The organism is Pandoraea sp. NPDC087047, assembly GCF_044745225.1.
Taxonomy (GTDB): Bacteria; Pseudomonadota; Gammaproteobacteria; order Burkholderiales; family Burkholderiaceae; genus Pandoraea.
The window spans coordinates 387,724-401,678 of the sequence record NZ_JBIUZU010000002.1 but is presented as its reverse complement, the minus strand read 5'-3'; the positions used below and the strand labels follow the sequence as shown (position 1 = coordinate 401,678).

Here is a 13,955-nt window from a genome sequence, read left to right as displayed (position 1 = left end):
ATGCCGCCTGCTGCACGAGGTGCTCGGGCGCATTCTGGCGTGTGTCGGGACCGGGTGCCGCAACCTGCTCACGCGCCTTGATGTCGGTGCCGGGTCGTTGTCAGGCAGCTACGCGTATAATGCGGGCTGTTTTTCGGAGAGTTTGATGAAGATCGAAAAGAATACCGTCGTCTCGGTGACTTACAAGTTGTCGGACGCTCAGGGCAACCTGATCGAAGAAAGCGGCGCCGAGCCGATGGTTTATCTGCACGGCGGATATGATGGCACGTTCCCCAAGATCGAGGAAGCGCTCGATGGCCAGGACGTCGGCTATGAAACGCAACTGCAACTGGAACCGGCCGACGCGTTCGGCGACTACGATTCCGAGCTGATCAAGATCGAAGAGCGCGGCCGTTTCCCGGACCCGCTCGAAGTCGGCATGCAGTTCGAAGGCACGCCGGAAGATGGCGACGAAGAGGCCGACACGTTGATCTACACGGTGACGGACGTTGCCGACGACAAGGTCGTGCTCGACGGCAACCACCCGCTCGCGGGCATGGCGCTGCGCTTCGAATTGAAGGTCACTGACGTGCGTCAGGCTACGGAAGAAGAAGTCGAGCACCAGCATGCGCACGGCGCATCGGGTCTCGAAATCGTCGACGAAGACGAAGACGAAGACGACGCTCCCACGCTGCACTAATCGGAGCGCGGTTGTGCGTGACTTGATCGCCATAAGGTGAGGCAGGTGACGCGCAGCGCGCGAGCTGTGTCAGACATTCGCCGGGTCGGCGCATCGCAACAGGTGATGCGCCGACCCGGCGTTTGCGTTTTGAGATGGGGGGCGTTGATCGCTTCCCGGCAGGCGGGTCGGGGCGTTCCTCGACGCTGCTTCGCAGAAATCAGTGGCCGTGCGTCGCGCCGAGTGCGGCCGCACTCGGGAGCAGGGCGGGGCCGATGGGCATGACGCCCTGATTCGGGTCCGAGCTGACCGAATTGTTGGTCGACAATCCTGAGGCGGGGTACAGCACTGAGTAGGGCGCGTAGGGTGCATTAGGCGCATTAGGCCCATTCGCCGCGTTGACCGGATTGGCGGCCCCCGGCGCGGCGGATGGCACTGCCACAGAGGCGCTCCCCGGCGCGGACGCCACCCCACCGACAGGCGTTCGTCCCTGATCGGCATTCGTCGCCTGGCTCTGGGCAGACGCCGTGCCGTTGCTGTTGCGCGTAGCGCTGGCAGCGGGGGGCGTCGGGCTGTTCGGCGGCAGCGCCACGTTCTCGAAGTGGAAGAGTTGCGGGCTGCGCGGATCGACCTTCACGCGAACCCATCGGTTGACGCTCGGTGAGCCGAACGTGGTCAGTTGCGTAAAGGACTTCACCGGCGCGCCACGCATATCGCGCAGCGGTTGCCCGTGACGCATGGCCTTGCCGCTGTCGATGAGCAGAATCGGCCCCTTGAAGCGGCTTGCGAGCCGCTGCAACTGCGTGCGGAAATCCTTGTAGCCGTCCACACCATGGCGTGCGCCGCGGTCCGAAAAGAGGCCGCTTAGTCCCCCACTGCGCGCCGGTTCGAACTCCGGATCTGCCTGCGCAACGATGACCATGCCGAGGGCATCTTTCTGCTGTGCATAGACGAGCGCGTGCTGTAACCACACGCGCGTGGCAATCACCCGGTCCTCGTACTCGCCGTTACGTCCCCCGGCGGAGCGGTAGTTATTGTTGTTGCCGGGAATATTCAATCCGACGAAGACCACGCCGCGATAGAACCATCGCACGTTCTCGTGATATTGCCGAAAGCGTGCCATCTCGCTCTGACGCGTGAGGTCGAACTGCGAGTAGCCGACGGGGCCGGGGCCGAGCAGCGCCTCGTCGTCGAAGGCGTGATCGCGCAAAAAGTCCAGACGCTCCACCGGGTTGTAGCTGCCGTCTTTCGCTCGCTCGCAATCCGCCCAATCGTTCGCGCCCGGCACGTAAATCATCGGTTTGGGCGAACTGGCGAGCAGACTCAGACGTTGCGTGACGAGCTCGTCGCGGCACGACTCGGTCACGTTTTTGAGATTACCCGCATGTACGACGAACGCCGCCTGGCTGTCACCGATGTTAGCCAGCACGCTACGCACCACGGGCACTTCGGTGCTGCTAAACGGCGTATTGCCCAGCACCGCGAACTCGAACGATGGCGGTTTGGTCGACTTGGGTGGTGGTTGGGCGGCGGCCTTCGCGGGTGACTTCGCGCTCGCGGGCGTTGCTGACACGCCTGCCGAGCCGATCGCTAGCGCGAACGTCACGAGGCATGCGGCCAGCAGGCCGATGCCGGGGTGACGGAAAGCGCTCAGGCGAGGCGGGCTCGACATAGAGGGGTCAGGGGTTCGCGCGGCCGTTCATCAGGCCTCGCAGTTCGTAAAGCAGATCGAGCGCCTCGCGAGGGCGCAAGTCGTCCGGATCGATTTGCGCCAATCGGGCCAGCGCTGCTTCAGCGGCCGGATCACGTGCGGTGGTGTTGTGATGACCTGCGCTGACAGCGTGCTGCGCGATGGCATCGTCCGACGCATTGTCACCGACGTCGGGCTCCATCGTCTCAGCGGCCGCGCGCGGCGCGAACAGATCGAGTTGCGGCGCCGCGGGATCGAGCGCTTGCTGTTCGAGCAGCGCGAGGTGCTTGCGTGCGGCGCGAATGACCGGCATGGGCACCCCCGCGAGTTGTGCCACCTGCAAGCCGTAACTCTGGCTCGCGGGGCCATCCTGAACCGCATGCAGAAACACGATCCCTTCGCCGTGCTCGACCGCCGACAGGTGCACGTTCGCGCATTGCGGGAACTCGTCGGGCAGTTGCGTCAGTTCGAAGTAGTGCGTGGCGAACAATGTGTAGCAACGGTTGTGGCCGAGCAGATGACGGGAAATCGCCCACGCCAGCGCCAGACCGTCGAAGGTCGAGGTGCCGCGCCCGATCTCGTCCATCAGCACAAGACTCTGATCGGTCGCCGTGTGCAGAATCGCGGCCGACTCGGTCATCTCGACCATGAACGTCGAGCGTCCGCCCGCGAGGTCGTCCGAGGCGCCGATGCGCGTGAAAATCGCGTCGAGCGGGCCCAGACGCACGGCCTCGGCGGGCACGTAGCAGCCCACGTAAGCCAGCAGCGCGATGAGCGCGGTCTGACGCATGAACGTCGACTTACCGCCCATGTTCGGGCCAGTGATGAGCAGCAGACGGCGCGGGTCGCCCAGCGAGCAGTCGTTGGCGATAAAGCGCTCCACTTGCTGCTCGACGACCGGATGGCGGCCCTGACGGATATCGACCACGCGATCGTGTACCAGCTCGGGCATGACCCAGCCAAGCGTTTCGGCGCGCTCGGCCAGCGACGCGAGCACGTCCAGTTGCGCGAGCGCTTGCGCAATGCGCTTGAACTCGATGATGTGCGGCAGCAGGGATTGCAGCAGCGCGTCGTACAGCATCTTTTCCCGCGCGAGCGAGCGCTCCTGCGCGGACAGTGCCTTGTCTTCGAACGTCTTCAGTTCCGGCGTGATGTAGCGCTCGGCATTCTTGAGTGTCTGACGGCGGCGATAGTCGTCGGGCACCTTGTCCGTCTGGCCGCGCGTGACTTCGATATAGAACCCGTGCACCTTGTTGAACTCGACCCGCAGATTGTTGATGCCGGTGCGGGCGCGTTCGCGCGTTTCCAGATCGACGAGAAACTGGCCACAGTTCTCGGAGATGTCGCGCAGTTCGTCGAGATCGGCGTCGTGGCCGCGCGCGATGACCCCGCCGTCACGCAGCATGGCCGCGGGTTCTTCGGCCACAGCGCTCGTGAGCAGAGCGAGAGCGTCGTCCGGAATCGCGAGATCTTCGTGCAGCATCGCCAGCAACGGCGAGCTGGCTTCGACGGCGCGTAGCGTGGTGTGCAGTTCGGGCAGACGGCGCAGCGCGTCGCGCAGACTCGACAGATCGCGCGGACGCGCCGTAAGCAGCGCCAGCCGTGCCGTGATGCGCTCGACGTCCGCCACATGACGCAGTTCGCTGTTGAGCGCGCGCCACGCGCCGGGGCCTTCGAGCAACGTGGCGATGGCCAGTTGACGGGACTGCGGCACCTGCTGATCGCGTATCGGATGATGCAGCCAGTGACGCATGAGACGGCTGCCCATCGTGGTGCCGCAAGTGTCGAGCAGCGAGAGCAGCGTTGGCGATTCGGTGCCGCGCAGCGTCTCAGTGAGTTCCAGATTGCGGCGGGTGGCGGCGTCCAGGCCAATATAGGCCGCTTCCCGCTCCACGTTCAGACTTTGCACATGGCGCAGCGATTGGCCCTGCGTAGCGGCTGCGTACTGCAACAACGCACCCGCGGCACCCAGTGCCGGGGCGAGGCCGTCGCAGCCGAAGGCCGTCAGACTGGCGACGCCGAGTTGATCGCGCAGACGCTGCGTGCCGGCTGCCGTGTCGAAATGCCAGTCGGGCACGCGCGTCGTGGTGCCGAGGGAGAAGCCGCCGAAGGCTTCGACGGCGCTGTCCGGCACGAGCGTTTCCGCAGGGCGGATGCGTTCGAGCTCGCGCGGCAGTTTGTCGGCGGCCACTTCCATCAATCGCAGTTCGCCGCTGGCGAGCGACAGCCACGCGAGACCGGCGACGCGTTCGCTGGCGCGTCGTGCGGGCGGTATCTGTACGGCGAGCAGGTACTGGTCGAGCTTGTCGCTGAGCAGGGCGGCGTCGGTGAGGGTGCCGGGCGTGACGATGCGCACGACCTTGCGCTCGACCGGTCCCTTGGACGTGGCCGGATCGCCGATCTGTTCGCAGATGGCGACGGATTCGCCGAGCTTGACCAGCTTGCCGAGATATTGCTCCACGGCGTGGTGCGGCACACCGGCCATGCGGATCGGCTGTCCGCCGGACTGGCCGCGGGCAGTGAGCGTGAGATCGAGCAGGCGCGCCGCTTTGGCGGCGTCGTCATGGAAGAGCTCGTAGAAATCGCCCATGCGATAGAACACGAGCATGTTCGGATGCTCGGCCTTGATGCGGGTGTACTGCTGCATCATCGGCGTCATGCCTGCGATGGCTGGCGTGGCGGCCGGGGCTGCGGGTGCATCTGATGCTTTCGCGGGGGCGGGAGTGGCTTGGGTGCTCGTCATGAATGAATACGGGTCGGGCGAGTCGGGTCACGATGAGCGCTGATGGGACGTTCCCGTCAAGCGCATCTCGCGGTGAGCCGGCGCGAAACTTGCCGGTTCGCACCATCGTGGCGCGTTGGATGCGCAATTTTACGACGGGTTCGGCATATGCCGTTATCGATTGCCGGTCGACGTCACTCGAAAGGGGGATGAGTATGGTGCGCAGCGGTGGATAATTTTGCTCAAGTTTCCCGAAAATGTGTCGTTTCGGGTGGTAAGCTCTCGCAAAAATTACCAAAAGCAGCACAAAAGCTACTCTCGCACGGGCCGGTATGGTGAAGTCGTTGAAGGGACGGGTCGCGGTGGCGACAGCACTCGTCTCGATGATCGTGATCGTCGGATTGGCCGTCGGGATCGAGTTTTTCGTCTACGGTGAATTGCGAAACTCGATGCAGGCGCAGCTCGACACGCATGTGAAGCTCGCCGCCGATCAGCTCGACGACAAATTGCGCGACAAGTTTCTCGCCTTGCATCGCATGGCCCGCAATATCGGCGATCCGGGTGCCATGACGAGCAAGCAGCTCGGGGCCTTCGTCAGTCTCTCGGTGTCGATGCCGGAGACGTTCAACACGATTTTCGTGGCCGCGCCCGACGGTCACATGCTCTACGACTCGACCTTCTCCACCACGCCCATCAGCATCGCCGACCGGGACTATTTCCAGCAGTTGCTCGCCGGTGCGCCCCAGGCGGTGTCCGGTGTGATTGCCGGCAAGATCACCCGCTCGCCGGGCATCGTGCTCGCCGTGCCCGTGAAGAATGCCCAGGGCGAGGTGATTGCGGTGGTGGGCGGGGCGCTCAATCTGCTGCGGCAGAACTTCATCGTCGATCTGGCCAGCAACACCGTGGGCGAGACGGGGCGCTATTGCCTGATTTCGAACGAAAATCCGCCGCGCTATGTGGTTCAGACCGACATCACCAAGGTGCTCACGCCGGTCGGCGCTTCACAGACGTTGTGCGGTGTGCGCGACCCCGGCTCGAACGATATCGTCCACATGCATCCGCTGGTGGCCCGTGAGCCGATGGTGACGACCGGCTGGTACGTCGTGGCCGTGGTGCCTGGGGAGGAGGCCTTCGATCCGATTGCACGCGTGAGACGTCGCGTGATTCTGCTCGCGATTGTCGCCATCGGTGTTGCCGCGCTCGTGATGTGGTGGGTTGCACGGCGCTTGCTGCGCCCGCTCGACACGCTGCGCGATCTGGTCGAGCGCAGCGCGGGCGACCTGCGCGCGGTGCAGTCGCTGCCCGTGCAGCGCGCCGACGAGATCGGCGCGTTGGCGAACACCTTTCGCAGCATGATGGCGCAACTGAGCGATCGCACCGAGGCGCTCGAAATTTCGCGTGAGGCGGCGCGGGCGAACGTGCGTCGCATGCAGGAAGTGGCCGACCGTGTGCCGTATCTCGTGGCGTTCGTCGATGGCGACGAACGGCTCGCGTTCGTGAACCGGGCGTGCGAAGTCAGACTGCGTCGTCCGCGCGAGCGCATTCTCGGGGCGACGGTGCGCGAGTTGCTCGGGCCATCGCTCTATCGCGAATTCGCACCGTATCTTGCGCGTGCGCTGGCGGGTGAGGCTGCGACGTTTGTCTGGGACTTCGGCGAAGACGCCGCCTATCGGTGTTTCGAAATGCGCTATCAGCCCGAGTGGGCAACGCATAACGTGCTCGCCGGCGTTCACGTGTTCGTGCGCGACATCACGATCGAGCGCGCCAACGAGCGGCGCTGGCGGCGCGAGTCGCATACGGATCACCTCACGGGGCTGCTCAATCGCAAGGGCTTCGATCAGGCACTCGCGGGCGCGGTACGCCGCGCGCATGAAGGGGCCGGCGCGCAGGCGTTGCTGTTCGTCGATCTGGATCGCTTCAAGGTCGTCAACGATACGTGGGGGCATGCGCTGGGCGACGAGCTGCTGCGGCGTCTGTCCAAGCGGCTCGTCGCGAGCGTGCGCGAAGGAGATGTGATTGCCCGCTTCGGTGGCGACGAGTTCGCCGTCATCATGCGCGACGTTCAGGATTGGCAGGATGTCGAGCGCGCGGCGATGTCGATTCTCGGTGCGGCGTCGCGGCCGATGGTGCTCTCGGTCGGCGAGGTCACAGTCGGGGCGTGCGTGGGCGTTGCGATGGTGGCGAGCGGTGAGGACAAAACGCCCGACATGCTGCTCGACGCTGCCGACCGCGCACTCTACGAAGCCAAACACGGCGGGCGCGGGCGCTTCGTTCTCAGTGGCGGCCATTTCGGCCATTCCGGCCATTACGGGCGTTCCGCGTAAGCGGGTGCTCACCGGGGTAGTCCGCCGTCACGGTGAGGTGCCCGTCCCTTCTGGTCTCTTCCAACGCTCGATGCGTGTGTCGTGAGAGGGGGGTGCATGCGCGCGCGTTAGCCGTCCTCAATCGAAAGCGCCACGGCGATCATCTTCCCTGAAGTTACGAGCGTAAATTATCTGACGCACAATGAGTGACACCCGTCGTTGGCGATGCGTGGTGTCGTCGGCGGTTCGGGGGTGGGGAAGTCTACTCAGAGGAGGTGGGCATGAAACTTGAGAGCGGACGAGGCCGGGCTGGCACGCGGGCGGCTTCTGACGCAGGGTGGCGCGATTCAGGTCAGGCAGGTGAGCAGGCGGCGCGCCGTGATCCACCGCGGGCATCGCATCGGAGGCCGCGGGCGCGGCAGGGGACCGATGGGCGCGAAGACGACGTGAAGCATCGCAGTTTGTCGGTGCGCGAAAACGAAGTGTTTCATATGCTGGTCGACGGCCTGGCCGTCAACGAGATCGCCCATGCGCTGCATTCGAGCGAGCGGACGGTCGCCTCACACGTCGCACATATTTTGTACAAGCTCGCGCTCGACGATAGCGCGGAGCTGATCGGTTATGCCATCCGGCATGGGCTGATCGACGAAGGGGGGGAGGGCGTCGCCTGAGTGTCGTTGCGCGAAGCCGGTCCTCACATTGCACGTCAACCCGGCGCGTTGCGAATGGTCTTGCGATCTTCGCGGCGCGCCCGTCACCATCTCATACGTCCTGCATGTCTTGCACATCCTGCGCGTTCCGTACACCCCCGCACGTCCCGAATATTTCCGAATGATCCTGCCGATGGGCGGCGCTTGCATTGCGCGCCAACGCGATCGCGCTGTCGGTGATAAGGTGCTGGCTCGACATAATTTTCACGGATGGTGAGTGTCATGACGATGAGCCGGGTTCGGCTCGCGCGTCCGGGCATTGCCATCACGATCCCAATGAAGACGGGCAGCCCCGTGCAGGCGCGGAGTGTGGCCCGGAGAACCGAGGACAGACACGATGAAGGCGATCGAGATCACCCAATATGGCGCACCCGAAGTGCTCAGGCTCACCGAGCGGCCGCGTCCCGAACTCAAGCCGGGCGAGGTGCTCATCAAGGTGAGCGCGGCGGGCGTGAACCGTCCCGACGTGCTTCAGCGCATCGGGCAATACCCGGTGCCGCCGGGGGCGTCGGATCTGCCGGGGCTGGAGGTGGCGGGCGAGATCGTCGAGGGGGCACTGGATGGTCCCGATAATCGCTGGGGACTGAAAGTCGGCTCGCGCGTCTGCGCGCTTGTGCAGGGCGGCGGCTATGCGGAGTACTGCGCCGCGCCGCTCGCGCAGGTGCTGCCGGTGCCGGAAGGGCTGTCGGATGTCGAGGCGGCGTCGCTGCCCGAGACGTTCTTCACGGTGTGGAGCAATGTCTTCGATCGGGCGCGTCTGGGCGAGACCGAGACGGGCGAGAAGGAAACGCTGCTCGTGCAGGGTGGCACGAGCGGGATCGGCGTGACGGCCATCCAGTTGGCGGTGGCGCTCGGTCATCGTGTGTTCGCGACGGCCGGCTCGGACGACAAGGCCCGCGCCTGCGAAGCGCTCGGCGCAGAACGCGGCATCAACTACAAGACCGAAGACTTCGTCGAGCTCACGAAAGCACTCACGCAGGATCGCGGCGTGGACGTGGTGCTCGACATGGTGGCTGGCGACTATCTGCCGCGTGAAGTGCAGGCGCTCGCGTTCGACGGACGCATCGCTATCATCGCGCTGCTCGGCGGCAGCAAGGCCACGCTGGATATGGGGGCGCTGCTACGTCGCCGGCTGACGGTGACGGGCTCGACGCTGCGTCCGCGCTCGGTGGCGTTCAAGGCGGCGATTGCCCAAAACCTGCACGACAAGGTCTGGCCGTTGTTCGCCGCTGGCAAGATTCGTCCGGTGATTTATCAGACTTTCCCGGCCGAACAAGCAGACAAAGCCCATGCCCTGATGGAAACGAGCACGCACGTGGGCAAGATCGTATTGACCTGGTAAGCGTTGTCGTTCCGGTTCGCCGGGCGAAACTGCGTGAAATTCCCGTTTCGTGCGGTTTCGCTCGCCGGAAAACCGGTGAAATTGACCCCCATGCCCCGGACGCACTAGAATGAGAGGTTTTTCGTCCATACGCATTGGGGGATAAGGCGTGACAACTGGTACCGCAGCTTCGGCTCGCACCATTAGCCGTAAGGCTGGCAAGCTCGTCGTGGGTAATTGGAAACTGCACGGCAGTCTGGCCGGCAATGAGGCGCTGCTGGGCGGCCTGCTCGCGTCGCCTGTGCTCAGCGCACCGGGCGTGAGCGCGGCCGTATGTGTGCCGTTCCCCTATCTCGCACAATGCCAGGCCCGCCTCTCGGGGCAGGTGCTGAGTTTCGGCGCACAGGATGTGTCGGCGCAAGTGAGTGGTGCCTTCACGGGTGAAGTCGCTGCACCGATGATCGCCGAGTTCGGCGCGCGGTTCGTGATCGTGGGGCACTCGGAGCGTCGCGCGTATCACGGTGAGACGGATGCGAGCGTCGCGGCAAAGACGGTGCGCGTGCTCGACGCGGGGATGACGCCGATCGTGTGCGTCGGTGAAACGCTGGCCGAGCGCGAAGCCGGTGAAACGACTGCAGTGGTCTCGCGTCAGCTCGACGCCGTGCTGGCATCGCTGACGGTCGAACAGGCGACGCAGATCGTTGTCGCTTACGAGCCGGTCTGGGCGATCGGCACGGGCAAGACGGCAACGTCGGCGCAAGCGCAGGAGGTGCATGCTCACCTGCGTTCGCTGCTGCGCGCGAAGGGCGAGGCGGTTACGGATGTGGCGGTGTTGTACGGCGGCAGTGTGAAGCCGGATAACGCAGCCGAGCTGTTCTCGATGGCGGACGTCGATGGGGGTCTGATCGGCGGTGCGGCATTGAAGGCGGCCGATTTTCTGGCGATTTGCGAGGCAGGTTTGTCGCGCTGATGCCGGTGCCGTTCGTTGTAACGGCGTGAAATAGTCATGACGCGGCGCATCAAATTGCGCGGCAAATTGGATTCTTCTATACGGGTGATGAGATGGGGTTGTTGAAAACGTTGTTGATCGTGGTGCAGGTGCTTTCCGCGCTGGGCATCATCGGTCTGGTGTTGTTGCAGCATGGCAAGGGCGCCGACATGGGCGCGGCATTCGGCAGTGGTTCGTCGGGTAGTCTTTTCGGGGCTTCGGGCTCCGCCAACTTTCTGTCGCGAACCACGGCTGTATTGGCTGCCGTATTCTTCGTGACCACGCTGGGCCTCACTTATCTCGGTTCGTACAAGCCGGCAGCAAATATCGGTGTCCTTGGTAATTTGCCTGCGGCGACTGCCCCGGTGACGGCATCCGTGCCGGCGGCTGCGAGTGCTGCGGCACCGGCTTCGGCTGCGAATCCGCAAGACGTGCCGAAGTAATTCGCGGCATGCTTGTGACAAGTAATACGTTGTAAAGAAAGTTGAAAAAAAATCGATTTGTGCATTGAACAAAATGCTGAAGAGCGCTACTATAGCGGTCTTGAAGCGATTCGTAAGTGACAGCGGATTGCAGACTATGAATGCCGACGTGGTGAAATTGGTAGACACGCTATCTTGAGGGGGTAGTGGCGAAAGCTGTGCGAGTTCGAGTCTCGCCGTCGGCACCACAGTTCTACGATGCCAGCCTTGCGTTTATGCTTTGGCTGGCATTTTATTTTGTGCTCACCGTTCATCCGCTTTCCGGTCCCCACACCATCGACGAGAGCGGTTCTTTGAACTAACCGAAAGAGGGTAGAGTTGAACCTCGGAACCTATTATCCCGTCCTGCTGTTTCTTCTGGTAGGTGGCGGTCTTGGGGCGGTACTGATTGGCGTCGGTAAATTCCTCGGCCCCAACAATCCCGACAGCGAAAAACTCTCTCCGTACGAGTGCGGCTTCGAGGCATTCGAAGACGCGCGCATGAAGTTCGATGTGCGCTACTATCTCGTCGCCATCCTTTTCATCCTGTTCGATCTTGAAACGGCATTTCTGTTTCCGTGGGGCGTCGCCCTGCGCGATATCGGCTGGGTGGGCTTTATCTCCATGATGGGTTTCCTGCTTGAACTGCTCGTCGGTTTCGTTTTCCTGTGGAAGCGCGGTGCGCTCGACTGGGAATAGGACCGATAACGTAATTGGCAGCATTGCAGAAGGATTCAGGGTAAGCATATGAGCATCGAAGGGGTTTTGCGCGAAGGGTTCGTCACCACCACGGCTGACAAACTCATCAACTGGACGCGTACGGGTTCGCTGTGGCCGATGACGTTCGGTCTCGCCTGCTGTGCCGTCGAAATGATGCACGCGGGCGCGGCGCGTTACGATCTGGACCGGTTTGGCGTGGTGTTCCGCCCGAGCCCGCGTCAGTCGGACGTCATGATCGTGGCCGGCACGCTGTGCAACAAGATGGCGCCCGCGCTGCGCAAGGTGTACGACCAGATGGCCGAGCCGCGTTGGGTGATCTCGATGGGGTCGTGTGCCAACGGCGGCGGCTACTATCACTATTCCTACTCGGTGGTGCGCGGTTGCGATCGCATCGTGCCGGTCGATGTCTACGTGCCAGGCTGTCCGCCGACGGCCGAGGCGCTGGTCTACGGCATCATCCAGTTGCAGTCGAAGATCAAGCGGACTGCGACGATCGCGCGTAAATAACCGCTACCGCCCATGTCTACATTAGAAAAACTCAAGACCACCCTGCAAAACGTGCTTGGCACCCGTGCCGAGCAGTTGGTGGAAGCCCTCGACGAGCTCACGCTCACCGTCAAGGCGAGCGATTATCTCGAAGTGGCGCACACGCTGCGCGATCATCCCGAGCTGAAGTTCGAGCAACTGATGGACGTTGCCGGCCTGGACTATTCGGCTTACGGCGATGGCGCCCACGACGGCCCGCGCTACGCCGCCGTCTCACATCTGCTCTCGCTCACCCACAACTGGCGTCTGCGTGTGCGCGTGTTCGCACCGGAAGACGATCTGCCGGTCGTGGCATCGCTGATCGACGTGTGGAGCTCGGCCAACTGGTTCGAGCGTGAAGCCTTCGATCTGGTCGGTATCGTGTTCGAAGGTCACCCGGACCTGCGCCGTATTCTGACGGACTACGGTTTCATCGGTCACCCGTTCCGCAAAGACTTCCCGACGTCGGGCTATGTCGAAATGCGTTACGACCCGGAGCAGAAGCGAGTGATCTACCAGCCGGTGACGATCGAGCCGCGCGAAATTACGCCGCGCATCATCCGCGAAGAGCATTACGCCGGTCTGAAACATTAAGGTGGCCTTGTGGCAGACATCAAGAACTACACCCTGAACTTCGGTCCGCAGCACCCGGCAGCGCACGGCGTGCTGCGCCTGGTGCTCGAGCTGGACGGCGAAGTGATCCAGCGCGCCGATCCGCACATCGGCCTGTTGCATCGTGCGACCGAAAAACTCGCCGAGTCGAAGACGTTCCTGCAATCCGTGCCGTACATGGATCGTCTCGATTATGTGTCGATGATGTGCAACGAGCACGCCTACGTCATGGCGATCGAGAAGCTGCTCGGCGTCGACGTGCCAATTCGCGCACAATACATCCGTGTGATGTTCGACGAAATTACGCGCGTGCTGAACCACCTGATGTGGATCGGCTCGCACGCCCTGGACGTGGGCGCGATGGCGGTGTTCCTGTACGCCTTCCGTGAGCGCGAAGACCTGTTCGACGTGTACGAAGCCGTCTCGGGTGCCCGTATGCACGCGGCTTACTACCGTCCGGGCGGTGTGTATCGCGACCTGCCGGACACGATGCCGAAGTATCGTGCGTCGAAGTTCCACAACGAGCGCGCGATCAAGAAGATGAACGAAGCACGCGAAGGCTCGTTGCTCGACTTCATCGAAGATTTCGCCATTCGCTTCCCGAAGTGTGTCGACGAGTACGAAACGCTGCTCACCGACAACCGTATCTGGAAGCAGCGTCTGGTGGGCATTGGCGTGGTGTCGCCCGAGCGCGCCATGCAGCTCGGCTTCTCCGGCGCGATGCTGCGCGGTTCGGGCATTGCCTGGGACTTGCGCAAAAAACAGCCGTACGAAGTGTACGACCGCCTCGAATTCGATATTCCGGTGGGTAAGGAAGGTGATTGCTACGACCGCTATCTGGTGCGCGTGGAAGAAATGCGCCAGTCGGCCAGCCTGATCCGCCAATGCGTGAAGTGGCTGCGTGCCAACCCGGGGCCGGTGATTACCGACAACCATAAGGTGGCACCGCCGTCGCGCGTCGAAATGAAGTCGAACATGGAAGAGCTGATTCACCACTTCAAGCTCTTCACCGAAGGCTTCCACGTGCCCGCAGGCGAGACGTATGCCGCTATCGAGCATCCGAAGGGCGAGTTCGGCATCTATCTGGTGTCGGACGGCGCAAACAAGCCGTACCGCCTGAAGATTCGTGCGCCGGGCTTTGCCCACCTTTCTGCGCTCGACGAGATGGCAAAGGGTCACATGATTGCAGATGCTGTGGCGATCATCGGTACCCAGGACATCGTGTTCGGCGAGATCGATCGCTAA

General features: G+C 63.2%; 12 protein-coding genes and 1 tRNA gene. 11 read left to right on the top strand and 2 right to left on the bottom strand.

The window, feature by feature from the left end; all coding sequences use genetic code 11:
• Positions 1–145: 145 nt before the first annotated feature.
• Positions 146–679, top strand: a complete 534-nt coding sequence (locus tag ACIPHM_RS04495) for a peptidylprolyl isomerase (RefSeq protein WP_400324924.1) — start codon at positions 146–148, stop codon at positions 677–679.
• A gap of 199 nt (positions 680–878) precedes the next feature.
• Here ACIPHM_RS04495 and ACIPHM_RS04490 read toward each other — a convergent pair whose 3' ends face one another.
• Together ACIPHM_RS04490 and mutS are read right to left on the bottom strand one after the other, a co-directional pair.
• Positions 879–2,330 carry a hypothetical protein gene (locus ACIPHM_RS04490; RefSeq protein ID WP_400324922.1) on the bottom strand — a complete coding sequence of 484 codons (1,452 nt, stop codon included), beginning with the start codon at positions 2,328–2,330 and terminating at the stop codon, positions 879–881.
• Positions 2,331–2,337: 7 nt separating this feature from the next.
• A complete protein-coding gene (gene mutS / locus ACIPHM_RS04485; protein ID WP_400325335.1) occupies positions 2,338–5,007 on the bottom strand; it encodes a DNA mismatch repair protein MutS in 2,670 nt (889 codons plus the stop codon).
• A 395-nt stretch (positions 5,008–5,402) separates the two neighbouring features.
• Here mutS and ACIPHM_RS04480 point away from each other — a divergent pair, with 395 nt between their 5' ends.
• The 10 genes from ACIPHM_RS04480 (at position 5,403) to ACIPHM_RS04435 (ending at position 13,955) form a co-directional block, all read left to right on the top strand.
• Entirely contained in the window at positions 5,403–7,394 is a 1,992-nt protein-coding gene (locus ACIPHM_RS04480) for a diguanylate cyclase domain-containing protein (protein WP_400324920.1), read from the top strand.
• A 260-nt stretch (positions 7,395–7,654) separates the two neighbouring features.
• Positions 7,655–8,044, top strand: coding sequence for a response regulator transcription factor (locus ACIPHM_RS04475; RefSeq protein WP_400324918.1), 390 nt, complete (start codon positions 7,655–7,657; stop codon positions 8,042–8,044).
• A 376-nt stretch (positions 8,045–8,420) separates the two neighbouring features.
• Positions 8,421–9,425: an NAD(P)H-quinone oxidoreductase gene (locus tag ACIPHM_RS04470; RefSeq protein ID WP_400324916.1), complete on the top strand. Its 1,005-nt coding sequence runs from the start codon at positions 8,421–8,423 to the stop codon at positions 9,423–9,425.
• Positions 9,426–9,606: 181 nt separating this feature from the next.
• Positions 9,607–10,374, top strand: coding sequence for a triose-phosphate isomerase (gene tpiA, locus ACIPHM_RS04465; protein WP_400325333.1), 768 nt, complete (start codon positions 9,607–9,609; stop codon positions 10,372–10,374).
• A 92-nt stretch (positions 10,375–10,466) separates the two neighbouring features.
• The gene (secG, locus tag ACIPHM_RS04460) at positions 10,467–10,835 is read left to right on the top strand and encodes a preprotein translocase subunit SecG (protein ID WP_400324914.1); all 369 of its coding nucleotides are present in this window, start codon (positions 10,467–10,469) and stop codon (positions 10,833–10,835) included.
• A 142-nt stretch (positions 10,836–10,977) separates the two neighbouring features.
• Positions 10,978–11,062 (top strand) — tRNA-Leu (locus ACIPHM_RS04455).
• A 130-nt stretch (positions 11,063–11,192) separates the two neighbouring features.
• Positions 11,193–11,552, top strand: a complete 360-nt coding sequence (locus ACIPHM_RS04450; protein ID WP_039368621.1) for an NADH-quinone oxidoreductase subunit A — start codon at positions 11,193–11,195, stop codon at positions 11,550–11,552.
• A gap of 48 nt (positions 11,553–11,600) precedes the next feature.
• Positions 11,601–12,080, top strand: a complete 480-nt coding sequence (locus tag ACIPHM_RS04445) for an NADH-quinone oxidoreductase subunit B family protein (RefSeq protein WP_010807413.1) — start codon at positions 11,601–11,603, stop codon at positions 12,078–12,080.
• Positions 12,081–12,092: 12 nt separating this feature from the next.
• Positions 12,093–12,692, top strand: a complete 600-nt coding sequence (locus ACIPHM_RS04440; RefSeq protein WP_400324911.1) for an NADH-quinone oxidoreductase subunit C — start codon at positions 12,093–12,095, stop codon at positions 12,690–12,692.
• Between the two features lie 9 nt (positions 12,693–12,701).
• A complete protein-coding gene (locus ACIPHM_RS04435) occupies positions 12,702–13,955 on the top strand; it encodes an NADH-quinone oxidoreductase subunit D (RefSeq protein WP_400324909.1) in 1,254 nt (417 codons plus the stop codon).